General features: G+C 38.2%; 18 protein-coding genes. 10 read left to right on the top strand and 8 right to left on the bottom strand.

Going from position 1 to position 25108, the window contains the following annotated elements:
* The first annotated feature begins 476 nt into the window (after nucleotides 1–476).
* Nucleotides 477–2654, top strand: a complete 2178-nt coding sequence (locus tag HXT60_RS03935; protein WP_421790799.1) for a sialidase family protein — start codon at nucleotides 477–479, stop codon at nucleotides 2652–2654.
* Nucleotides 2655–2796: 142 nt separating this feature from the next.
* Here the strand turns inward: HXT60_RS03935 and HXT60_RS03940 are convergent, their stop codons facing one another.
* The 3 genes from HXT60_RS03940 to HXT60_RS03950 all read right to left on the bottom strand — a co-directional run bounded on the left by HXT60_RS03940 (nucleotide 2797) and on the right by HXT60_RS03950 (nucleotide 5907).
* Entirely contained in the window at nucleotides 2797–3126 is a 330-nt protein-coding gene (locus HXT60_RS03940; protein ID WP_020760807.1) for a TM2 domain-containing protein, read from the bottom strand.
* A 231-nt stretch (nucleotides 3127–3357) separates the two neighbouring features.
* Nucleotides 3358–4860, bottom strand: coding sequence for a 30S ribosomal protein S1 (gene rpsA / locus HXT60_RS03945; RefSeq protein WP_004113153.1), 1503 nt, complete (start codon nucleotides 4858–4860; stop codon nucleotides 3358–3360).
* A 162-nt stretch (nucleotides 4861–5022) separates the two neighbouring features.
* The gene (locus HXT60_RS03950) at nucleotides 5023–5907 is read right to left on the bottom strand and encodes a bifunctional methylenetetrahydrofolate dehydrogenase/methenyltetrahydrofolate cyclohydrolase (protein WP_004114841.1); all 885 of its coding nucleotides are present in this window, start codon (nucleotides 5905–5907) and stop codon (nucleotides 5023–5025) included.
* A 243-nt stretch (nucleotides 5908–6150) separates the two neighbouring features.
* Between HXT60_RS03950 and HXT60_RS03955 the strand changes: the two genes are divergently transcribed.
* On the top strand, nucleotides 6151–7224 hold the full coding sequence (locus tag HXT60_RS03955) for a metal ABC transporter solute-binding protein, Zn/Mn family (RefSeq protein WP_004113157.1): 1074 nt from the start codon (nucleotides 6151–6153) through the stop codon (nucleotides 7222–7224).
* 135 nt (nucleotides 7225–7359) lie between these two features.
* On the opposite strand, the gene HXT60_RS03960 is transcribed toward HXT60_RS03955, so the two are convergent.
* A complete protein-coding gene (locus HXT60_RS03960; protein WP_009994378.1) occupies nucleotides 7360–7956 on the bottom strand; it encodes a CarD family transcriptional regulator in 597 nt (198 codons plus the stop codon).
* A 146-nt stretch (nucleotides 7957–8102) separates the two neighbouring features.
* Between HXT60_RS03960 and glgB the strand changes: the two genes are divergently transcribed.
* From glgB to HXT60_RS03975, 3 genes are read left to right on the top strand one after another with little or no spacing between them, the layout of a single operon-like run.
* On the top strand, nucleotides 8103–10376 hold the full coding sequence (gene glgB / locus HXT60_RS03965) for a 1,4-alpha-glucan branching protein GlgB (protein ID WP_415706931.1): 2274 nt from the start codon (nucleotides 8103–8105) through the stop codon (nucleotides 10374–10376).
* A 47-nt stretch (nucleotides 10377–10423) separates the two neighbouring features.
* Complete coding sequence (locus HXT60_RS03970; RefSeq protein WP_004113162.1) at nucleotides 10424–11164, top strand: response regulator transcription factor; 741 nt, start codon at nucleotides 10424–10426, stop codon at nucleotides 11162–11164.
* Nucleotides 11136–12269 carry a sensor histidine kinase gene (locus tag HXT60_RS03975; protein ID WP_004114833.1) on the top strand — a complete coding sequence of 378 codons (1134 nt, stop codon included), beginning with the start codon at nucleotides 11136–11138 and terminating at the stop codon, nucleotides 12267–12269. Before HXT60_RS03970 ends, HXT60_RS03975 begins: the two co-directional genes overlap by 29 nt.
* 7 nt (nucleotides 12270–12276) lie before the next feature.
* Here HXT60_RS03975 and HXT60_RS03980 read toward each other — a convergent pair whose 3' ends face one another.
* Both HXT60_RS03980 and HXT60_RS03985 read right to left on the bottom strand, forming a co-directional pair.
* Nucleotides 12277–13062, bottom strand: a complete 786-nt coding sequence (locus HXT60_RS03980) for a ComF family protein (RefSeq protein ID WP_421790803.1) — start codon at nucleotides 13060–13062, stop codon at nucleotides 12277–12279.
* Between the two features lie 118 nt (nucleotides 13063–13180).
* On the bottom strand, nucleotides 13181–13999 hold the full coding sequence (locus HXT60_RS03985; RefSeq protein ID WP_004113169.1) for an HAD-IIB family hydrolase: 819 nt from the start codon (nucleotides 13997–13999) through the stop codon (nucleotides 13181–13183).
* 175 nt (nucleotides 14000–14174) lie between these two features.
* Here HXT60_RS03985 and HXT60_RS03990 point away from each other — a divergent pair, with 175 nt between their 5' ends.
* Complete coding sequence (locus HXT60_RS03990; RefSeq protein WP_004138024.1) at nucleotides 14175–14603, top strand: metallopeptidase family protein; 429 nt, start codon at nucleotides 14175–14177, stop codon at nucleotides 14601–14603.
* Nucleotides 14604–14631: 28 nt separating this feature from the next.
* On the opposite strand, the gene HXT60_RS03995 is transcribed toward HXT60_RS03990, so the two are convergent.
* Nucleotides 14632–16233 carry a DUF5719 family protein gene (locus tag HXT60_RS03995; RefSeq protein WP_421790805.1) on the bottom strand — a complete coding sequence of 534 codons (1602 nt, stop codon included), beginning with the start codon at nucleotides 16231–16233 and terminating at the stop codon, nucleotides 14632–14634.
* A 49-nt stretch (nucleotides 16234–16282) separates the two neighbouring features.
* Nucleotides 16283–19582 (bottom strand): glycosyltransferase family 2 protein, encoded by a 3300-nt coding sequence (locus tag HXT60_RS04000; protein WP_064623239.1) that lies wholly within the window; start codon nucleotides 19580–19582, stop codon nucleotides 16283–16285.
* A gap of 104 nt (nucleotides 19583–19686) precedes the next feature.
* On the opposite strand from HXT60_RS04000, the gene HXT60_RS04005 reads away from it, so the two are divergent.
* The 4 genes from HXT60_RS04005 to HXT60_RS04020 all read left to right on the top strand — a co-directional run bounded on the left by HXT60_RS04005 (nucleotide 19687) and on the right by HXT60_RS04020 (nucleotide 25106).
* On the top strand, nucleotides 19687–21141 hold the full coding sequence (locus HXT60_RS04005; RefSeq protein WP_004113175.1) for an LCP family protein: 1455 nt from the start codon (nucleotides 19687–19689) through the stop codon (nucleotides 21139–21141).
* A 141-nt stretch (nucleotides 21142–21282) separates the two neighbouring features.
* Nucleotides 21283–22668, top strand: coding sequence for an LCP family protein (locus HXT60_RS04010; protein WP_009994387.1), 1386 nt, complete (start codon nucleotides 21283–21285; stop codon nucleotides 22666–22668).
* A gap of 95 nt (nucleotides 22669–22763) precedes the next feature.
* Nucleotides 22764–24653, top strand: a complete 1890-nt coding sequence (locus tag HXT60_RS04015; RefSeq protein ID WP_421790807.1) for an FtsK/SpoIIIE domain-containing protein — start codon at nucleotides 22764–22766, stop codon at nucleotides 24651–24653.
* Nucleotides 24654–24833: 180 nt separating this feature from the next.
* Nucleotides 24834–25106, top strand: coding sequence for a WhiB family transcriptional regulator (locus tag HXT60_RS04020; protein ID WP_004113182.1), 273 nt, complete (start codon nucleotides 24834–24836; stop codon nucleotides 25104–25106).
* Nucleotides 25107–25108: the final 2 nt, after the last annotated feature.

The following is a 25108-nucleotide window of genomic DNA, read 5'->3' on the forward strand; positions in this document are numbered from 1 at the left end:
ATGCATATTTGATTTTACATAACCATCGTTATATAAGTACTAATTATTATTTTCGAAATATTTTCGCTTATATTCACTTAATCAATATAATTTCTTCTTTTTATCATAAAATTCAACATACGTCACATGTCATATGAATGATTTAGAATCTACAGATACGAGGTAATTGTTCTCGCAAACTATAAAGACAAAGATGTAATTTATAGGTAATTACTTATACGCCTTCAATGAAGAAAGGAATATAATGATTGGAACAGCGCATAAAGTTTGCAAAAATATTTTCTCAGCAATTCTTACATCTGCAACAATTGTGTCACTTAGCATAGGTGTAGCATCAGCAACTACCCCCCCCCCCCCATGAACAAACTGAACCAGTAACATTTACGATTACACGTACGGATGATTTAAAAAATGATGTTCGAGTTGGGGATACGCTAAGATATAAGCTGACTTACACAAATAATACTAATCACAATGTGACTGTTTGGCCAACTAACAGTAATCTCACTGCTGTGGCTGTTGAAGGGAATAACGGTAACTGTAGGTGGAGAGATCTACAACCAGGAAAAACTGTATCATGCACGCAAGGATTCCATATAACAGAGGATTCTGATATTAAAGAAAAAGGTTTCACTCCATCAACCGATTGGAAAATTAGCAAAGATGCAAATGGTAATGAAGTTATATCTACTCCAAAATTAATTGGAGACAAAGTTACAAATATTAATCCAGTTCCAAGGCCTAGAAAAGACGGAGATCCTATTAGATTAGCAACAATAGGTCAAACTGTAGAAGGACTAACTGGAAAACCTTATTATAGAATACCTGCAATAGCTGAAGCTAACAATGGTTGGATTCTTACAGCTTGGGATTATCGACCAAATAGTGCATATGATGCTCCTAATCCAAATTCTATTGTTCAAAGAATATCTAAAGATGGTGGAAAAACTTTTGAAAAAATACAAATTGTAGCAAAAGGAAAAGAAAACTCAAATAAATATGGATTCTCTGACCCTTCATATGTTGTAGACCAAGAAACAGGCAATATTTTCTTATTCTTCGTCAAATCATACGATGGTGGAGTATGGGATTCTACAGCTAGTACGAATCAAAGTGATAGACATATTTTAGACGCTGCTGTTACTTGCTCAAAAGATAACGGTTTAACTTGGAGTGAACCAAAAGTTATAACTAAAGACATAACTAAATATCCAAAAAATGAACGAGCTAGATTTGCTACTTCTGGGCATGGTATTCAACTAAAATACGGAAAATATAAAGGTCGTTTAATACAACAATACGCAATAGTAAACAGTTCCAATGGAAGTGTGCAAAGAAACAATGAGAAGTGGCAAGCCGTATCTGTATACTCTGATGACCATGGAGTAACTTGGAAAGCTGGAAATCCAGTTGGACTAGGTAAAGAACAAAGCCATATGGATGAAAATAAGGTTGTAGAGCTTTCTGATGGAAGAATTATGTTAAACTCTAGACCGCATGAAGGTGGTGCAAATAATCATAGAATCATTGCTTTTTCTAATGATGGCGGAGAAACGTATGGTAAAGCATACAAAGATGAGACACTGCCAGATCCAGGTAATAACGCTCAAATAACAAGAGCATTCCCAGATGCTCCAATTGGATCTGATGCAGCTAAAATCCTCTTATATTCATCTTCTTCTGGTTCTGGAAGAGCAAATGGCTTGATACGTGTCTCATATAATGATGGAGAAAATTGGACAGAAGAAAAGGGATTCAAGAATGGTGCAATGGCGTACTCCACTATTCAAGCTTTAAGCCAAAAAGCAGGAGGCGGCTATGGTCTTCTATATGAGGGCGATAATAATGACATAATGTATACGAGAATTTCTGCTGACTGGTTAAGTATACGTCCTAACATAACCTTAGCTTCCACAACTAAAATTAATCTATCCACCAAAGAGATAAGTCTTCCTGTGGTAAATCCTACGAGTACTAAATATGAAAATATTAAAGCTACGTCTATAAATACAAGTGATTTTACTGCATCAAGCGATTCTATAACAATCGAAGCGAATAAAACTACATATATTCCTTTGAAAATTGAAGTGCCTAAAACAGCAAAAGTTGGAGATAAACTTACTGCAAAAATTCGTATTGCGTCTGCAAACAAAAATCAAGATCGTTCAAGCACAGAATTATCATTTGAAACGAGTATAACTTTAAATGTTGCAAGTGAAACTAAAGATTCTAGTACTCAAACAGATCCTCTACCTAACAATCAATCACATACTGATACACAAACAGGAAAAGATCCTGAAACAACACAATCCGAAGAGGAGATAAATAAGAATAACAATAAACAGAATAGCAGCACATTTAACATAGATAAAGAATATTCTCAAAATTACAGAAAGGATTATTCTAATACAGACGATTCCAGAACGAATTATCATTACTCTTCAAAAGCAAAACAGGATAATTACAATGTGGATAACAACAGCATTGATAATGAAAATAATGATAAGCATTATAGCAAATCTGGCAATGCTTTAGCAAAGAATAGAGGAATGATGCAAAAAACTGGAATCAACACAACTATTCCTTATGCTTTAATGATTCTATTAATAGCTATCTCTGCAGCATTAATGAAATTAAAAAATATGCAATATTAAAGAATAAGTGTATTTGCTATATTATTCATTTGTTCTAATGTTTTAGGCATAAAAAATAAAAGATGCGTTTTGGAAATTGAATTCTAAAACGCATCTTTTATTTGTAAAATTACTTATAAATCTTAATACTAAATATTTATTTTTAATCCTTTAACTCGGCACCATTAGCATCTTTGTGCCACTTAGTTCCAGGCTTTGAGCAAAGAATCAAAATACCCTCAACCAATGCCCATATTCCCGTAATAATCAACAGGAAACCAAAGGAAAGAACAGAAATAAGCAGCTGTGCAATCGCCTTTCCTTTAAAACCAAGATAAAAATTGTGAATACCTAAAAATCCTAAGAAAATCGCTAGCAAACCTGCAACAATTTTATTGCGCGAGCTTACTAAAGTTGCTTTAGCGTTTTCCTCATTATTCCCATCGTACGAAGGGAACTGAGCATTTTTCTGATTGTTGTCAAACGTGCTCATAATCTTCACCAATCCTTTTAAGAATTATGATTAATGTTTAAAAGCATCATATAATCATTATTCTTAAAAGAAAATTAATTGTACCTATATTTAATTACAAAACTTGAGTCACAAAAATACTCGTAAAACATACTCAAAACAGTAACCAAACAGTAACCAAACATAAACAAAATTGCCCCGATGGTAACTCATCAGGGCAATTGTTAATAAACTTCTAGTAGAAAGTAGAAACTACTTCTTTTCGCTCAAAAGCTGTTCGCGCAAAGCTGCGAGCTGATCGGAATCAGCTAAAGCACCTTCGCTAGCTGCTTCAGAAGAATAGTTGGAAGCAACTTCTTCCTTCTTTTCTTCCTTAGCTGGCTTCTTTTCAGCTTCTTCGTTCTGACCATCAGCGGCTGCGGATTCTGCTGCAGCTGCGAGTTCCTTAGCGGCAAACACCTTGTGCTGCTCCCACAATTCGTGAGCTGCTGCATACTGTGCTTCCCACTCTTCGCGCTGCTGCTCGTAACCAGCAATCCACTCGTTAGTGTTTGGATCGAAGCCTTCTGGGTACTTGTAGTTTCCTTCTTCGTCATACTCAGCTGGCATGCCGTAGAGAGCTGGATCGAAATCTTCAGAATTTGGATCAACAGCCTCGTTAGCCTGCTTCAAGGAGAGCGAGATACGACGACGATCGAGGTCTACGTCAATAACCTTAACGAATACTTCTTCGCCACCCTTAACAACAGTTTCTGGGTTCTCTACATGACGGTTAGCAAGCTCGGAAATGTGAACCAAGCCTTCGATGCCGTCTTCAACGGAGATGAACACACCGAACTGAACAATCTTGGTGACCTTACCCTTAACAACCTGTCCAGGAACATGGGTACGAGCGAAGCGCTGCCATGGATCTTCCTGAGTTGCCTTAAGGGAGAGGGAGATGCGTTCGCGATCGAGATCAACGTCGAGAACCTCAACAGTGACCTTATCGCCAACCTTAACAACCTCGGATGGGTGATCGATATGCTTCCAAGAAAGCTCGGAAACGTGAATGAGACCGTCAACACCGCCGAGATCAACGAATGCGCCGAAGTTCACGATGGAAGACACAACGCCTTCACGAATCTGACCCTTCTTAAGCTGCGAAAGGAAGGTCTCGCGAACTTCGGACTGGGTTTCCTCGAGGAATTGACGACGAGAAAGTACAACATTGTTGCGATTCTTATCGAGCTCAAGAATCTTAGCCTTAATCTTCTGACCAATGTATGGGGAAAGATCGCGAACGCGACGCATTTCAACGAGGGAAGCTGGCAAGAAGCCGCGCAAACCGATGTCTACAATCAAGCCGCCCTTAACAGCCTCAATAACGGTACCTTCAACAATACCGTCTGCATCCTTGATCTTCTCAATATCACCCCAAGCACGCTCATACTGTGCACGCTTCTTGGAGAGAATAAGACGTCCTTCCTTGTCTTCCTTAGTTACAACAAGGGCTTCGATGGTGTCGCCAACTTCAACAACATCATCTGGATCAACGTCTTTCTTGATGGAAAGTTCACGGGAAGGGATTACACCTTCAGTTTTGTAGCCGATGTCCAACAATACTTCGTCGTGATCAATCTTTACGACTGTACCTTCAACTAAATCACCATCGTCAAAATTCTTGATGGTTGAATCGACTGCCTTGATGAAGTCTTCTTCGGTGCCAATATCATTAATCGCAACCTTGGCGACTTCGTTATTATTCTCTGCCATTACTTATTAGTGGTTTCTTCTTGGGGTGGATATTACTCGATATTAAATTATGACTTTTGCACGCGCACTATGCACGCACTCTGTCAATGTTATATATAGGCATAGCCAAAATCGCCGTTTTACTTCGGGCGTGTCGCGCTACTTGATATTTGCTACTTAACACTACTCGCCGCTTGCTGCTCGCTCAGCCATGTCAACAACATTAGCCAATAGCATTGCGCGAGTCATTGGACCCACTCCACCAGGATTTGGCGAATACGCTCCCGCGACTTCTCTACAAGCAACATCAACATCGCCTTTTACACGATACCTTCCCACTTCTTCATCAAAAACGCGCGATACACCAACATCAACCAACACACATCCAGGCTTAACATCGCAAGGCTTTACAAATCCAGCGCTGCCCATTGCCGCAATAATAACGTCAGATCGCATCATAATATCATGCAAATCGCGCGTGCGCGTGTGGCATAATGTTACAGTTGCATCTACTCCCCTGCGCGTAAGAAGCAGCCCGATTGTTCGTCCAACAGTAATTCCTCGTCCAAGTACGCACACATTTTTGCCTTCAAGATCAATGTTATAAGCATCTAGCAGTGCCAAAATTCCTCGCGGCGTGCATGGAAGAGGTGTAACAATATCTCCCGAAATATGCATAACCAGCTCGCCTAAATTGTACGGATGCATTCCGTCGCAATCTTTTGCAGGGTCTATTGCCTCAATAATCTTCTTAGAATCCACGCCTTTTGGCAAAGGTAATTGCACTATAAAACCTGTGCAGGAAGGGTCATTATTTAATTTTTCGACAGCAGTAAGAATTTCGTATTCGCTAGCGTCTTCTGGCAAATCGCATCGGATTGAGCGAATCCCCACTTCTTCGCAATCCTTGTGTTTTCCAGCAACATACTTCAACGAACCAGGGTCGCTTCCAACTAAAAGCGTTCCAAGCCCTGGATTAATGCCCTTTTCTTTAAGCTTTTCTACTCTATTTTTTAAGTCGCTTTTAATACTTGCAGCTAGCGCTTTCCCATCTAATACAACAACCATGATTCACTTCCCAGCTCGCATGTTAATTCTTATGTTCAACTTACAAATCATCTAATACAATTCGTACACGTAGTATATTCGTATGGATAGGCTATCGTGAGGTATAGAGGTGCGCGACACAACTACTAATAACAGGATATTAATAATAGAATGGTATTTATTATTAGTAATACAACTTATTAGCTGTACCACAGCAGTACCACACTTTTGTACGTGCACGCTGTTTACGGAAGGGGCGCAAAGATGTGTGAAAATACTTTTCATTTAAGTCGCGCAAAGAAAATATGCAAAGCGATTTTAGCTTGCGCAATTGTGCCATCAATGTTGATTGGCATGGCTGGGTGCGGTGCAAATTCACAATCTTCTGAAAAAACAACACATACAAAAAAAGAAATTAAACAAATTAAAGTTGTTTCCACACTTGAATCTTGGGCAAGCTTAGCCAGAGAAATCGGAGGCAACGATGTTGTTGTTAAGTCAATAATAAACAAGCCAGATGTCGATTCCTCCTCATTTAAACCATCCAGTAAGGATTTGCAAAAACTTTATGATGCACAAGTTGTGATTTCTAACGGGGCTGGATATGACAGTTGGATTGCAAAACACTTATCTAAAAAGAGCGAAACAGTAAATGCTGCTTCTACAGTTGGCGCTTTAAATGGTGATAATCCTTACTTATGGTTGTCCAAAGATGCGAGAAGTGCTATGGCGTCTAATATTTGCGACGTTTTCTCTAAGATTCTTCCGTCAAAGAAGAAGATTTTTACTAAAAGACTTAATACCGTTAAATCTCAAGAAAAGAATCTTGACGAATATATTGAAAAGTTTGGTAAAGATCACAAAAACTTAAAGTATGCGTCAACTAATCCTATTCTTTTCTGGCTTATGTCAGATATGAATATAGAGGATTCTACTCCTAAAGAATATGCTACTCAGGCTGCTCAAGACGATGCTATTGATAAGACTAATGTGGACAAATTCCAGAAATTAATAGAAGAAAGAAAATTTGACGTAATAATCAACAACAGTCAACGCAATAATACTGACATAAGCATTTTGACTGGAACAGCTGGAAGAAGCTACACGTCTGTAATGTGGGTTAACGAGCTCATGCCAACGTATGCAACCGATTTAAGAAAATGGGTTATGAAAATTTGCGAAGACATTGACAATGCCGGTAAAGCTACGATTAACATGAGAAAAGAGTTGGGAAAGCACGAAGCCTCTCAGCAAAATAAGCCTATTACAGAAAAGCCTACAGTTTCTAAGCCAGATCCAAGTAGGTCTAACAAAGGTCAGCAGGATCCTGGAAAGTAAATCTGAAAAATAAAAATAAGTAGAAGATATAGGAAGATATAAAAAAAAATATAAATAAAGAATAAAATTCACCTCCTAAATTTTTATAACTTAGGAGGTGAATTTTTATGTCCTATTTCTTTTTAGTTTTATGTCCTACTTCTTTTTAGATTTTTTAGACCTCTCGGCAAGCAATCTAAGAGTATCTGCAGCAGCTTCTTCTGGAGCTTGAGTATGGTGTTGCTCATCTCCAGGCAGAGGATCAGCATATCCAAGATTCACATTTAACAAGCGTTCTGCCTGCTCTTCGTCAATCTTTTCAGATAATGCAATTTCCGAAATAAGAATACTGCGAGCGCGAGCAAGCATACGCTTTTCTCCTGCAGACAAACCATGTTCGTCTACATCTCGCTGTGATAAATCTCGAACAACTTCTGCAATCTTGTTAACATCGCCAGTAGCGATTTTCTCAACATTAAGCTTGTATCTACGAGACCAATTCATTTCTTTTTCGAGAATAGGAGTGCGTAAAATTTCAAAAACTTTAGCAACTTCTTTTGCGCCTACAATATCTCGAACGCCAACTTTTTTGACATTGTCTACTGGGACATTAATCTCTAAACCATCTGAAGACAATACAACTAAGCGTAAGTATTGCCTAGTAATACCTTTGACAGTGCGTTCACTAATTTCCTCGACTCGAGCCGCACCATGACGAGGATAGACGACCATATCGCCGACTTGATAACCCACAGAACCCTCCGTATGCACAGAAAAACTCATTTCAGTTTTCCATAAGGCAAAGACTTGAGGCTCGAAAAGATATTTTTTTGACTGATTAGTCAAACTTTGCTCAAAACACACAAGACATACGCAAATAATGTTGTATGATAGACAACATGAGTACAGTATCTAACATCAATGAAGATGCAATCGCAATGGCTGTCCGTCAGGACGTGCTTGCTGCGGTCAGCAACGCAGAATACTACAATCCACACGAGGTCCTTGGTGGACATCTCGGAACTGGCAAAGGCGCTGGTACTGCCACGGTTCGCGTATTGCGACCAATGGCCAAGAAGGTAACAATTCTTACTAAGGGCGGAGAATACGAAGCCAAACACGAATACAACGGTATTTTTACTGCTGTTGTTCCTGCCACAAAGCATTCTAAGAGCAAAGAGTGGTCTGTTCCTAGCTATCGTATCCGCACTGTGGAAGTGGATGGAACTGAGTCTGTAGATGATGATCCGTACCGTTACTTGCCTCAGATTGGCGATATGGACATGTATCTGTTTGGCGAAGGCAGACACGAAAGACTTTGGGAAGCACTGGGTGCTCATGTTAAAAGCATTACCGATTCTTGGGGTCTTGTTAGCCCAGAAACAGGAAAGATGGTTAAAAAAGTTACTGGAACTGCTTTTACGGTGTGGGCGCCAAACGCACGCGCTGTAAGAGTTGTTGGCAACTTTAACTATTGGAATGGTCGACGCCACGCAATGCGTTCTCTTGGATCTAGCGGTATTTGGGAGCTTTTCATTCCAGGAGTAGGTGCAGGCGAAGTTTATAAGTTTGAGATTATGACTCAAGCTGGAAACTGGATTATGAAGGCAGATCCTATGGAGCGCTCTCACGAGCTTCCACCTAATACTGGATCTGTTGTTGTTGATTCCGAATTTAAATGGCACGATAGCGAATGGCTTGAACATCGCGCAAAGACTAATGCTCACGATGGTCCTGTAAGCATCTACGAAGTTCAGGCAAATAGCTGGAATCGCGATTACGATAATTATCGCGAACTTGCAGATCACCTGGTTGATTACGTTCAGCAAGAAGGCTTTACTCACGTTGAGTTTATGCCTCTTACCCAATACCCGTTCTCAGGTTCTTGGGGTTATCAGGTGACTGGTTATTACGCTGTTGACTCTAGGCTTGGAAGCCCAGACGACTTTAAGTACTTAGTAAACAAGCTCCACAAGGCTGGCATTGGTGTGATTATGGATTGGGTTCCAGCACACTTCCCTAAGGATGACTTTGCTTTGGGTAGATTCGACGGCACCGCGCTTTATGAAGACCCTGATCCTCTTCGCGGCGAGCACCCAGATTGGGGAACGTACATATTTAACTTTGGCAGACACGAGGTTCGTAACTTCTTGGTTGCTAACGCCTGCTTCTGGCTTAGCGAGTATCACGTTGATGCTTTGCGTGTAGACGCTGTGTCTTCTATGCTCTACTTGGATTACAGCCGTGAAGCTGGCCAATGGCGTCCAAACATGTATGGCGGACGCGAAAACCTTGAGGCTATTGACTTTATTAAGGAAGCAAACGCTACTGCATACAAGAATAATCCTGGAATTATGATGATTGCAGAAGAGTCCACTGCATATCAAGGCGTTACTGCTCCTACAGACATGGGCGGCTTAGGCTTTGGCTTAAAGTGGAACATGGGCTGGATGCACGACACTTTGCAATACCTTAAGGAAGAGCCGATTAATCGCCGTTGGCATCACAACGAAATCACATTCTCTATGGTTTACGCATATTCCGAACATTATGTGTTGCCTTTGAGCCACGATGAAGTTGTCTATGGCAAGGGATCTCTTCTTGGAAAGATGCCTGGAGACGAGTGGCAGCAATTTGCTGGTCTTCGTGCGCTTTTGGCATATCAGTGGTCTCACCCAGGAAAGAACCTCCTGTTTATGGGTGGAGAAATCGGCCAGTCTTGCGAATGGAACTTCAACAATTCGCTTAATTGGTATGAGCTTCAATGGCCGTTCCATCAAGGTGTACAAAAGTTGGTAGCAGATCTTAACGCTTTGTATAAGAGTTCTAGAGCATTTTGGAGCCAAGACTTTACGCCAGACGGATTCCAGTGGCTTACTAGCGACGATTCTGATCACAATACTTTAAGCTACATTCGTATTGGTGATAACGGTGAAGAAATTGTTGTGGTTGTTAACTTCTCTGGTCAGGCTTGGCAAGATTACCAAGTGGCATTGCCTAAGGGTGGTCAATGGGAAGAAGTTCTTACAACAGACGACGCTAAGTATTGTGGTTCTGATATTCACAATGGCACATTCACAGCCGCTGCTGAAGAGTATCATTCAAGACCATATTCTGCAAGGATTACTGTTCCAGCGCTTGGAGCTGTATTCCTTAAGCCAGTCAGCAAGTAGTTAGTTGATAATTAATAACTTAAGTTAGGAATCTGAATTAGGTTAAAATGTTGGACACTCCATCAGAAAAAGGTGTTCCTCGAACAATTCTTGTTGTAGAGGATGAGCCAGATTTAGCCACAGCTATTGCGCAACGTATTGTTGCTAGAGGTTGGAAGGCTAGAGTTGTTTCTGATGGAGTGTCTGCTGTTAAAGCTGCTTTAACCTTAAAGCCTGATCTTATAATCATGGACGTCATGCTTCCTGTTATGGACGGCATTGAGGCGACTCGCAGAATAGTATCTAGATACCCTATTCCTGTGCTGATGCTTACAGCTAGAGATGCTGAGTCGGATAAACTGGCTGGATTAAGCGCTGGAGCAGACGATTATGTTACTAAACCGTTTTCTCCTAGAGAACTTATCGCAAGATGTGCTGCTATTTTGAGGAGAGTTGAAAGAGCTACTTTAATCGCAAATAGAGCGCAATATAACGCTCTATTTAAGTTTGGAGATTTGATTATTGACCCTAGACAGAGGCTTGTTACTCTTAACGGTAAAGAAATTCATTTTACTCCTACTGAATTTTCTTTATTGACTACTTTTGCAAAGCATCCTCATGATGTTTTAAAACGAGAAACACTTTTAGAAGAAGTCTGGGATTGGCCAGATGCTTCTGGAACTAGAACTGTTGATTCACATGTTAAATCTTTAAGACATAAAATTGGTTCTTCTTGGATTCGCACAATACATGGAATAGGTTATGCTTTTGAGCCACCTGATGAAGATTATGACCAAATATTTAACTAGAAATAATAAAAATAACAATAACAATTCTGTTGATAAAGTAGGTAAAGTCGATTCTTTTTCTGAGGTCACTTTGCGATCTGCTTTGCATCCTAATCGTTTTATAGGGTTTTTTGCGTCTTTAAAAGGTGAATTATCTGCGATTATTGTTGTTGCAACAGCTATAGCATTTGTAATGGCTTGGTTTCTTTTAAAAGTTGGGTTAAGCGGATGGATTGCAATGCCTATAACGCTAGCTGTAGCGCTAGGCATAACTTACGCATTTTCCAGAGGATTAACTGCTCCGCTTAGACAAATGCGAGATGCTTCCGAAGCAATGGCAGATGGTGATTATTCCGTGCGAGTTCAGATTGAGAATAGAAAAGACGAGGTTGGAAAATTAACTCTAGCTTTTAACGAAATGGCTGAAGAACTAGAGCATGCTGATAACATGAGGCGTGATCTTATAGCTAATGTAAGCCACGAGCTTAGAACACCTGTTAGTGCATTACAAGCTATGGTAGAAAATCTTGCTGATGGAGTTGTAGAGCCAACACCGTCGAATATGGAGGCTATTCTAAATCAGATTCACAAGTTGGCTGATTTAATCACTTTTCTACTCGATTTATCTAGAGTAGAAGCTGGTGCAGAAAGTCTTGTTATTACAGAGTTCGATTTTAAAGATTTTCTTAACAGTATTGTCGAACCTATAGAAATAGCGGATGCTGGGCATAATCATCATATAAGTCTTAATGTCGAAAATGATATTACGCTTGTTGGGGACAAAAATCGCCTATCGCAATTGTTTACTAATGTGGTTTCTAATTCTATTAAACATTCTGCAGACAATACTAAAATTCTTATAACAGCAAAATCAAATCATGAGAAGAATACTCTAGTTTGTAACGTTATTAATTTTGGAAACCAGATTCCTAAGGAGGATAGGGCTGATATTTTCCGAAAATTTGTTAAGGGAAGCCAAGGTATTGGAACTGAGTCTGGTGGCACAGGATTGGGTTTGTCTATTGCAAGATGGGCTGCACAATTGCATAACGGTACTGTAAAAGTTGTTGATGATAAGCGTGGAGCTAATTTTGAGATTACACTACCGCTTACGTATAACAAATAACGAGTTATTATAATCCGTATAAAACACTTTCCTTTGACCATACTCCTGCTATAGCAAAACACGCGAAAACTGTTATACCACAATCTTTTAATGCTTCAACACAATTTTTCATCGTAGATCCTGTAGTGATAATGTCGTCTAAAAGTATTACCTTGCATCCTTTTGGCACTATTCTTGTGTCTACTAAAAACCCTTTTGTGGTTCGCAAAGATCGTCCCCTACTTCCTTTAACTTGAACTGATTTTACTTTTATTTTGCCCATTTTGATTGCTTTTACAACCCGCGCATTAATACCATATTCTTTAAGATTTTTAGAAACGTATTTAGCAATAGGATCCATGTGTTTTCTTCCGCGTTTTCTTTGTGATTTAGAAGACGATGGAATTGGTACGATAATAAGATTTTCAATAATATTTTCATTGGTATTTTTGCAATTACTTTCATAACTATTTTTATAATCACTAATAACTTTGATTATCAATTGAGAAACCAAATATGAAAAAGGCTTATCGAGAAGTTGATTACTATGATCCTTCCAACACAACAAAGATTTCCTTACAAAACCTACATAAGTTGAGCACGAATAAATATTTCCGCACATTACGCTTATCAAAGGATCCTTATGCCATTCTTTAAACATACTCGTGCAATCATCGCACAAAACGCAATCAGGAAGATCACATCCTGCGCAGCCAACTGGAAGAATAAGATTAACCATGGTTTTCAAAACACTCGTCCAAGAAATGTTAAAAATAAGCCCATTTATTTTATGAGTTAGATTTTTTAAAAGCATAAATCGACGATAAATATTACAAAATGTAATTGCAATAAAATTAAGTCAATGTGGTTAAAGGCTATTTTAAAATTTGAAAATATTTATGGAATTAGAAAATTGTCTAAACATCAGCGCACTAGGAATTAAGATGTTTTAACATTCCAGTGCACAAGTTAAATGTGTCACTAGGATCTTTTACTCTAATAGCCAAAGCTCTAGTTAAAGATGTTGGGTAATCATTACCGCCTTCATACATTCGATCTCCAACAAAAGCCATCTTATTTAAAGGAATATGGCAATAGGAAGAAAGAGCCTTAAGAGCTTGAGCCTTATTATCGCCTTTGCTGACAATATCGACACTAGTAAAACCACCAGCACGCACAGAAAAATCAGGCAAATTTTTAGAAATTTCTTGAGCTAAAGTAGTTTTTAAAATTCCACTAGGATCCCACTGTTTTTTAAATTCAACAGGAGCGAGTTGACCTAAAGCTGAAAAAGTGATTTGCGTACCACGATTCTCTATCTGACTCCCCCAAAGTTTCTCATCTGAATCACACTTCCACAAACCCATTTTTTTAGCACAAGATATAATTACTTCAATAACATGATTTGCATCATCGTCAGAAATATTATGCGAGTAAATGCAGTACAATCGCCCATCCGAAATGCGATAATAGCTTGCTCCATTAGTCGGCATAATGTGTAGATTATCAAGTCTTGTATATGCAGGTAAAACATTTAAAATCTGACTTTTAACTAGTCGCAAGTCACCGCCAGTAATAACAGCAATAGGCAACCTATTTATCAAATCACCAAAAACTGTACGCATTCCACTTGTCATAGGCTTTTTTGAACAAGCAAGAGTATTGTCTAAATCAAAACCAATAAGCGAATACGATACAAGATACTCACAAAGTCCTTGCTCATTCCACTCATGAATATTAGACTCCAACACTTGCCTCCTGTACAAACCTTGCAATTCAAGTATTCCATATTATTAACATATTTACTACAACGTGTCTTGCATGTTTTGCAGACCACTCATTTCACCATCTATTCCACCATCTATTCCACCATCTATTCCACTATGAGTTTGTCAAATTGCCCTAGCATACAAATAAAGTTAAAGCATGACGTCTTTAATATGGGAACAGCGAAGATATAAAAATCGACACGGTAGAGGAATGAGAATGCCAATGTTTGGCACAAGACTACCACGGTACAGAACAGCAAGCGGAATGTTTGACTCAATGGTAGCTGGTCAAATACGAAGACTTAATGGAGCATGGTCTAATCTTACAAAAGGCGTGCAGTTTGCTGTAGAAGATGTTCCACCATCTCAACCAGTACTTTGGGAAAGCAACAAAAGAATAATGTCTCAAGTATTTCCAGCTTCCAAAGGAATACCACCTAGAATCGTATTGTACAGGCTGCCGTTATGCACACATGTTACTAGTCGCGCAGAATTACAATACGCCATTCGAGATGAGATGGTCCAACGACTAGCAGAATTGTATGGCAGAAGACCAGAAGAAATAGACCCAGACTGGGGATTGTAAAGATAATTAAAATAGTTTACTAAATAAACTACTTCACAATAGCAGGATTTGCTCTAACCTTAACACTTATTCTGTTAGGATCAAGTGATTTAGAAGGGATCCAAGCAACTCCTGCAAGTCCCGCGCTATTTACCGTATTATTTTGAATCCTAGAAGCAAAAGATACGCCAGACTTTGATTTAAGCGTAAACATAATTGCTTTAGGATTAATATCTTTTGCATATATTGTTGAAACAGTATAAGGTTTAATATCAACCGCTTTAGAAGATACCTTTATTCCATAAGAATCATAAGCATTTATGGTTACGTGAGAATTATCCACTAAACCATTTGCAATATATAACGAAGTTTCATCTGCAGAAAGCGGAGATACAAAAGCACTATTAGTCATAGGATTAACAGCATTAACAAAAGCAATATCGCTCTGACCATCTTTACCGTTTCTTTCAACAGAAGCCATAATAAAAGTCGGGACAGTGCTTTTAGCAAAAATAGCGCCAACTCCCTTAGGAGCATTTCCTAAATCAACAACCTGAACTTGCCTTGCATTAAGATCTACTTCCTTAATGCTTTTCTTTCCTAAATCATCCAGCCAATATAAATCGAGTTTCCCACTTTTATCAGACCAAATATAAGCTTTGACCTGATCTCCATCTGTAATGCCGGGTAAAACAGGTTCCTTAGACGCTGAGCTTGTTGGCTGAATAATATCCACTCCCTTAGAAACAAGTCCTTGAGAGCGAACGACTTTAACAAAAGATGAAACTGGTGCTTGGTCACTTGAAACTTGAATATACAGCCCATTAGTTTTCTCGGCTGCGGCAGAAATGTTAAAAGAAGAGTCACTATGCGCTGGAACAGTAAAAGTACTTCCAGTAGATAGATTCATTTGAGCACCTGATCTACTTGTTGACCATGCTTTAACACTCACAACAGTTGGTTTTGATGAAAGATTAATAGAATTTAATCTTATTGACACACCTTCCGATATTTGCGGAATAATAAAGTTTTGTCGCATTGATGGAGATACGCAAGAAGTAGCAGACAAACCTTTTAAATCCCCATTTGTTGCCCAAGATACACTAGAAGCAACTGATCCAGTACCAGACTGTGCATTAAGAAAATTGCTTTCTAAAATTTGAGCATCTTTGTCTACATTATTTTCAGCAAAATAAGCTTTACTATCATCATCTGAATTAGAAACATTAGTAAAAGATTTATTGACTAAATCTTTAGAATTTTCAGAATCTTTTAAACCATGTACAGAGGACTTATAAACATTGCCAAAGGACGCATATCGCGCAACCGACTTTAAATCACCTTCGGATTCTTGAAACTCACTATCGCCATAATTTGCTAAATCTGGCAAAGATACTCTAGTCGGACAAACCGTTTGAAAATTAGTAGAACTTACTTGTTTTTCCACACTTCCATTCGGATAAATAGGATCATCCATAATATGTTTAAATGGAGATGTGTAGGATATTACAACAGCAGTAGAAACTAGTATTGCAGCGCTTAAAAGCGACAATAACAATAATTTGAATCTTCTAAAACGAGTAGAAAGATTAACAGAAGCATACTCTTCTGCATGGCGATGACTATTTTTAGAATTCTTATTCGACTTCATTTAAATCTTCCCTGACATATTATTCGTTTAATAAATCATAATCATCTAACTAATCATCTAAACGCTCTATTAAATTGCTATTATTAAAACGCGGCAACGCTACTACGCAATACAATAATAGGACTAAAGCAAAAACAATAAACCAAGGCATTCTCCATGAAAGTGGACGAGAATGGCTATAAATCGATGTTTTTGAAACAGATTTTTTACTGTTATCAACATCAAAACGGCAGTATGTTCCGTGATCAGATGAAACAACAAGTTGAGTACCATCGGAAGCATTAACGTTAGCAATCAGGTTTTCTGTAGCCTCCTTATTAGAAGTACTATCAGAAGACAAGATGGAATTGTTAGCAGATAAGTTAGTTTTAGTTATGGAATCGTTAACAATATAAATTCCACCTATTCCAAGCTGTTTCAGAGTTTCTATAGACTCATCGTCTGCATGAGAAAGAAGCTTAGAAGCTGCATAATATAGTGTGTTTCTGCTAGGAGAATACCCGTAAAGTACATCTCGAACTTGTAATGCTGGAGATAGATCAATAAGATCACCTCGAACAGTTCGCATAAGTGAAATATCTAGCTCACGACTATTTATTGCTTTAATAGCAAGGACTCGATTAGAGTCATTCTTCCTTAAATAGTCAGAAACAACCATTGGTAAACCGTTATCACTTGCATAAACAGAAGTTAAAGGACCACTTGTTATAGCAAATAATCCGAGCAGAATAGCAACAGCAAAAATACCAAAAGCTAAAATTCCTCTAGCAAGATGAATAATCTTACGGAGCATCGCTTTAGCAGAGCGCCTAATAGCAGCACGCTTAGAAACGCGCGTCGTATAATCGTCTGGATTATTATCAATATTTATATTAGATCTTCGCAAAGGCTCAAAACGATGAACAGCTTTACCGGCAACCATGCACATGCAAGCAAGCACACCAAGCGCGCTTAAACATACGCCTGGAAGAACGCTAGAAGATATAGGACCATCAAAATCCGCTGCGATAACGACTCGAGATGCAACTAATGAAAGAGCCATACCACTTACTATCACAACCCACATCATTCTAGAAGTTCTTAAAGCAAATGGAAGAGCAAGAGAAGCTAAAGCCATTAACAAAGCGAGAACAGCAAACACAATCATTATGATTCCGCGAAGCTGCATAATAGGCAAAGATTGGGAAGAAAAATGATTCAAATCAATATTGAAAGCTCTAAGTAAAACATCTAAATAGTTGACAACTCTAGGAGCACCATTGATTTTTTGCGATGGAACAGCCATAGTCGCAAAAAGCTGACGCCACATTCCAGATTCAAAATAGCGAACTACACTACCTAGAGTTGGAAGAAGAACCAACACAGAAGGTATAGGCATAAGCGCTAGCATAAAACGATGTGAACGAACCATTATCAATGATGCTACGAAAATAACAATCATAGGTAGGATAAGCTGAGGGCAAGCTGCAAGAGGAATCATAAAGCATAACGATGCGCATGCAGCACATTGTATAGATGGAACAGGAAGCACTGGATCTTCTGTAACATACATTCCTACAGCGTGGAAAGCAAACGCAAATGCTGCTGGCAAAAACACCATTGTTAGAAGCATTGGTAAGTCGCCTCTAGCGAATATGCCAAATGCCATTGCAATCATTGTCCAACAAATACCAGAACAAACTCTTACAATATCGGAACGAGTAAATACTCCTGCAAGCGCCCAAAAACTTAACAACATTGCTGGAGCTGCAAGGAAGAAAATAACACTTACTGCAGCGATTGTATTGCCACCAAACACAATAGAGGCGAGCATCCAAATAATAAGAAGAGGAGATGGAGGTATTGCAGAGGCAAAACCATCATCTGGAATATAAGATCCGATTGCAGAATTAAAAAGTTGATTAAAACTAGAGCCAGTTGGAAGCAATTGGCTTGAATAAAGCGAGGATCCAGAAAAAATCTTACTAATAGGAGCACCATAAAGAAGCATAACAGCCGCAAACACAAGCAAAGAAGCAAAAATAGCAGCACTCCAACGAAGTAAAATTCGCTTATGCAAATGTCGTCTTGCAAGCGGACTTAAAATAACTCCCTTTTTTTGAGTTTTAAAAGCAACAGTCTTGTCTTTCCAACGTGTAATTTGGCTACGACTTGCTATAAGGGACGAAAGCCTCTTCAAAGACACTTTCGCCACTCTAGATACTCTTCTTCTAGCAAAAATAGCTCTAGGAAATTGCGCTAATGCTATCCACGGGAGTATAAGGTGCATGAATGCCACATATGGTTGCTTAGCAAACAAAGACTGCAAGGCGCGAATTAATGACATAGGCAGGCTACACAACCAAACAATTGGCCACATAATCACACGAATATCCGTGTACAAATATCTTTGTTTTGCCATAATCGAATATGCAGAACCGTAGCAAATACTAGATTTTTCAACAGGTCTTTCTTCTCCACTTCGAGTGCGGATTCCATCAAAACGCGCTCTTCTATGCGCTATGCGAGCTTTTGGCACAACAACTACTCGCCCACCGCTTAAAATAACTCGCCTACAAAAATCGTTAGACTCTTCAAACGTTGTTAACCAAGGTTGAGTCCCTCGCATCGTTTGCCATGCGCTAAGAGAAACAAGAGCACCAGCCAAAGAAACAGAATAAACATCTCCACGAAAATCATACTGCTCCTGATCTGGTTCACCTTCTACAGTAAGAGAATGCACTCTATGTTTCCATGCATACATGCCAACATTGTGCAAAATCTTACCCTGCCAATCCACTTGTTTTGCACCTAGAATACAAGCTGTTGGTGTATTTCTCCATGTTTCTCTTAAAGCTTCAAGACACTTGTTATCGCAAGGTTTTGAATCGTCGTGAAGAAGCCACAAGGATTTAATGCCTTGCAATGGTAAAAGTTTTCTCAAAGATTTTTCTACCGCATCGCCAAAAGATTTTGCAGATTTAATAGGTATAACAATAATCTTTATCTTTGCGTAAGATTCCTGTATATAACCCTGATTGTTGTTAGAAAAATCACCACCATAATTACTAACAAAATCTGCGCTAGAAATTAGACCAGATAATGTTGTTGGTTCTATTTGAACATTAAAAGATGTTACAGATTCTTTTTCTACTCTATTAGCACAATCAGCTACAACAATAGTTCCTGGAAGAACAGTTTGATTGATTAAAGCTTGCAAAGTGTCTTCATAAAACCGCGTATCTCTCTCAACACTCATTATTGAAATAATCGACGAATCAACTTCACGCGGTTGCTTGCGATTTAAAGCTGAAAAAACGTGTAAAACATTATTTTCAAACGTATCAGTCTCAGCGGTTAATGAATCCATACATAATAGTGTACGCAAGGGGTATGTATTATGCATGTTTAGATAATTCTCAATAGAATGCACTATAATAATGGCTCATATGTGTGTTTACGAAAGAAGGAAGCATGGCAGCCTCTCGCTATGAACAAGACCGCCGGTACCAAACTAACTATTGGGACTCCTCAGCTCCACATCATAGCTTAAGCAATCATATTTTATATAATTCTCGTAAATTAATTTCTATTGTTATTGTTGCCATTCTAGCCTTCTTTTCTACAATCATAGCAGCTGTTTGGCTTGATTTTTCGTCTACAATACAATCTCGTGTTGTTAACATGATTACAAAAGATGGCAAAAAAGTTCAAGCAGTAGACCCTAACGCTGGTAAAACAATCAACATTCTTGTTCTTGGTCAAGATACTCGAGAAGGCAGAAACCGTGCTTTTCAGGGCGGTGGCGAAGATGAAAATCATCAATCAGATACGGCGATGATTGTTCAAATCAGCGCAGACAGATCTTATATAAATATTGTTTCTATTCCAAGAGACTCAATGGTTAAAGCAGCATCATGCAATACGACTAATGGAAAAATTCCTTCCAGGCGCAAAGTGATGTTTAATTCTATTTTTGCTCTTGGGTACGCTAAAGGCGGCGATTTAGCGTCGGCAGCATCGTGCACTCTTGCAACAGTAAATGAAATTACTGGATTAGATATAACTAATTTCATTGTTGCAGACTTTAGTGGTCTAAGCGACATGATTAACGCAATAGGCGGCGTAAATTTGTGTATTCCAGTAGATACTAAGGATTACTACACTGGAGTTAATTTAAAGCACGGATTACAGCATTTAGATGGTGTTCAAGCAACACAGTATGCAAGAATGAGGCATGATACTGCAAGCGACGGCTCAGATATTATGCGAACTACGCGTCAACAATATCTACTAAAACAGCTTATTCATCAAGCATTGTCTAAAAACTTGTTCACACAATCTGGTCAGCTATATCAGCTTGCAAAATCTGCTCTAAAATCGCTTAATATAAGCGAAGGATTAGCAAATCCTGCGACACTGGTTGGATTAGCAACAAGCCTTCACAAGTTAAATACTTCTAATATTTATGCACAAACAATACCGATTACAGCTGATCCAGCTGACGAGAATCGTGTTATTCTTGACGACAGTGCAGAAGACGTTTGGGAATTGATGAGAGAAAATAAACCACTTACTAAGCATCTTGCCTCTAAGCAAAGTAAGTCTGAAAAATCTACAAAGAAAAATTCTAAAGAAGATAAAAAATCAACTTCTAAAGATTCCAATGTCTCAAATGACGATTCGGATAATACGAACGGTACAGGTTCCTACGATTCTACAAATAGCGGACCAGCAGGAAAACTTAGCGCTATTAATCCAAAAACTGGATTAGCTAAAGACGAATTAGGCAGACTAATAGACCCAAATAGTGGAGGCATAGTGGATCCAAATGATGGAACAATAAGAGATCCAAATACTGGGCATTACATGGGTATTGCAGATAAATACTTAAATAACACTATTTGCGCAGTTCCAAAAGGGAAATAATAAGAAAGATAGAAAATATATTTTCGACACTACTTTATAACCACAATGCTTTATAATGCCATTGTTAGTTATTGCATTGAGTTAATACGATTAGAAATTATTAATTAGCAAACACATACGAGTTATGCTACAGGAGGATAAATGAGCCAGCAACGTCCAGAAGACGCTTCAGGGAATCAGAATAATCCTCCTAGTTTTGCACCATCTAATCGTAGAAAAAATAAGAATGGCTCTTACTCACACAATACAAGCGCAAATAATGGAAATGCAATACCGAGTTTTCCTCCTAAACAGAATCACAAATTTAAAGAAATAGAAAATCAAAACTCACAAATCAATCAAAAAGCACCATCTTTTGCACCAACATCGCGCAAAAACGGCAACACAAGTCATCCAAAAATATCGAATATAACACCATCAATTAATGTGCAACCGATTAGCACAGCATATTCAAATTCCGAATCGTATATGATTTCACCTGAGTCTTATATAGGAACGTCTAATAAAATCTTTGAAAAACCAGACGATGTAGAATCAATTGATAATCCTGCTAATAACCCTATAGGTTATAGAAAAAAACATCATTTCTTAAAATATTTAACTTTATTGTTAGTAACGCTCTTAATTATTGTAGGAGTGTGTGGAGCGTTATCTTGGAACTGGGTTGATTCACAAATAAAACGCGAACCATGGTTGACTAATACAGAAGACACTCAAGAAACAACATGGCTTATTCTAGGATCAGACCAGAGAGAAGGCGAAGAGGCTAAAGAGATAACAGGCTTTAGAACAGACACTATTCTTGTACTAACAAAACCTGTAAGCGGACACAGCTCTTTGATATCAATTCCAAGAGATTCGCTTGTTTCAATAAATGGTCAGCAAATGAAAATAAACACTGTTGCGCAAGATATTGGAAAACGAGCCTTAACAAAAACAGTCGAAAAAATAACTGGTCACAAAATAGATCATGTAGCAGAAATAAAATTCGAAGGACTTACAAAAGTTGTAAATTCTTTGGGCGGAATAGATTTATGCTATAACCGTACTGTAAATGATGCATACAGTGGTCTTAATTGGACAGCTGGATGCCATAGCGTAGACGGAACAGTTGCGCTAGCTTTTTCCAGAATGAGATACGCGGATCCACAATCCGACTTTGGTAGAGCAGCAAGACAACGCATGGTGATAAGCGCAATAATGAAAAAAGCATTATCTAGCAGCACACTTACAAATTTTGGGACCGTAAAAGGATTTGCAAAAGCATCTCTCGATTCAGCAATGTTAGACGAAAACACAAATCCTGGAACACTACTAAACATGGGGCTTGCGTTTAAAGAAGCTACAGGAAAAGATGGTGTAACGGGAACAGTTTATTGGACAAACCCTGATTATGAGGTTTACGGAGTCGGATCATCAGTATTGTTAGACGACGCCAAGAATATTGAATTATTCAACCAGTTATCTGCAGGAACACATGCTCCTGGAAGCGTAGGAACACTTGCAGAATTAATGAATCAACAATAATACGAATACGATTAACACGATTAACACAAAAGTTTTATCGTATTTAAACCTTTAACCACACTGCTGTATTTTCCTTGCACAAACTGTAAAAACTCATGCATGATTGCGCTATGGAATATAAGGAATGTAAAAACTACGGAAACTATGAAAACAACGCAATCTATAATAAAAACGCATCCTCAAAATCAATGTTTTGGATGCAGATTATCGCTAATATTGTGCCAATTTTTGCCAATATTGCTCTAGCAATAATGGCGTGCTTGCAAAAAAGTTGGATGATGCTAGCAATGGTTGTCCCAAGCATAATGATGTATATTGCTTGCTTAATACCACAAATTATTCAATACAATGTGAATAAGAAAAGTGATAACAAAAACGAAAATAATATTAAAAAACGTGTTGAAACACAATTTTCTAAAAGGATAAGTCGCCAGCATGTTCAAGGTGTTCCAAATACGCTTGTTCCAATAAATTTAGAAGCAATACTGATAAATAATACTAATCAAATAAGCAACATAAGTAATTCTAAAAATATAGTAAATAGCAGTACTCCTCCATGGAAAAATGTTGTTTACTCTTGGCTAAAATCTTCCAATGAGTCAAATAAAAAACTCGTAGCACCAATCGGGATAAGTGAAAACGGATATTTTTGTTTAGACCTTATTAGAAACGGACCACACGCTCTTGTAGCAGGTACAACAGGCTCAGGCAAATCTGTGTTACTAACATCATGGTGTTTGGCTTTAGCATTCAACTACTCCCCCAAATCTTTGCAATTTGTTTTTATGGATTTTAAAGGTGGAGCCACATTTGATGCTCTTTCCACACTCCCACACAGCATTGGGAATGTAGGAGATCTAAACCTTCAACATGCAGTAAGAGCACTTAGAGGATTAGAAAAAGAATTAGATAGAAGAGAAAGATTAGTAGCATGCCAAGGATGCCATGATATTAATCAAGTAAAACCATACCAGCCTTCACTGGCTATTGTTATAGACGAATTTCACGCATTAAAAAATCAATTGCCAGACTACATGAATCGTCTTATACGAATAGCATCAGTTGGAAGATCCTTAGGAATGCACCTTATAGCATGCACACAGAATCCAATGGCACAAGTAAATGCAGACATGAAAGCAAATATGTCTATAAACATATGTTTAAGAGTTAGAGATGCAATGCAATCTCATGAATTATTAGGATCATCTTGTGCAGCGAGCATAAATCCAAACAATCCTGGAGCAGCATACTGCAACACTGGAGATGGAATAATAGCATTACAATGCTCACAAAGCAGAAACAAAGATTCTCTTATACAAGCAATAAAATTAGCTGGAAAATTCTACTACTATAATCAACCTAAACAACTATTCAGTGCTCCATTACCAAGATATTTAGGTTATTCAACAATCAAAAATTATTGCAATAATACTTTTTGCAACGATAAATCTTCTAGGTTTAATTCTGACTTTAGCTATGACTTAAGTAAAGAAGATGGATTGTTAATAGGCTTAAAAGACGATGGCATTAATTTAAGCGAGGCAATTCTACCTACAAATCTGGGAAATATCGCAATTATTGGAGGAAATAAGAGAGGAAAAACTAATCTTATAAACGTAATTTCTAAAGCTATAAAATCAAGAAACACATACAACAATTCGCAAAATATTTATATTTTAGACAATGCAGACTCACTGCTAGAACCTTTTAGTAGCGACACAAAGTCTCAAGAATTTCAAAGTAAACTAGTCAATCCAAAAATAACTGTAATTTTCTGCGCACAAAACGCAAGGCATATTCGCATACCAGAACAAGCACCAGTAAGAATAATATTCCCAACAGGAGATGCTGGGACAGATACAATGCTCGGAATACCATCAGACTTGCTAAAAACTCTTAATGTAGATGATTATCAAACTCCAGGAAGATGCGTAATGGTAATTCCTGGAAGTGCTAATCTATTACAGATTTTAAGTTTTACATAAAGTTTTACATAAAAAAGATATTTTAAATTATTCAAAAAATTAAAAAATAAAAAATTCTTAAAAAAGTCTTGAAAAAAAGTTATATTCATGGTTTCCTTGAGTGCGGATAGTTTTTAAAAACAAAGTTTAATAATAGTTTTAACCAGCGTAAGCTACGTTTTTTAAAGGGGATATTTATTTATGAGCAGCGCATTTGATTGGCGTTCAAAAGCAGCATGCAGAGACAAAGATCCTGAGCTTTTCTTCCCAGTAGGAAGTAACAGTGCATCTAATCAGCAGGTTGAGGAAGCCAAAGCAGTGTGCAGAACTTGTAACGTTGCAGACAATTGCCTAAGATGCGCGCTTGAAACAAGCCAAGATTACGGCGTATGGGGTGGTCTTAGTGAAGATGAACGACGATCACTAAAACGCAGGGCTATACGTGCAAGAAGAAACCAAAATGCAGAACTGTAATC

Source organism: Gardnerella sp. KA01002 (genome assembly GCF_049244015.1).
Classification (GTDB): Bacteria; Actinomycetota; Actinomycetes; order Actinomycetales; family Bifidobacteriaceae; genus Bifidobacterium; species Bifidobacterium vaginale.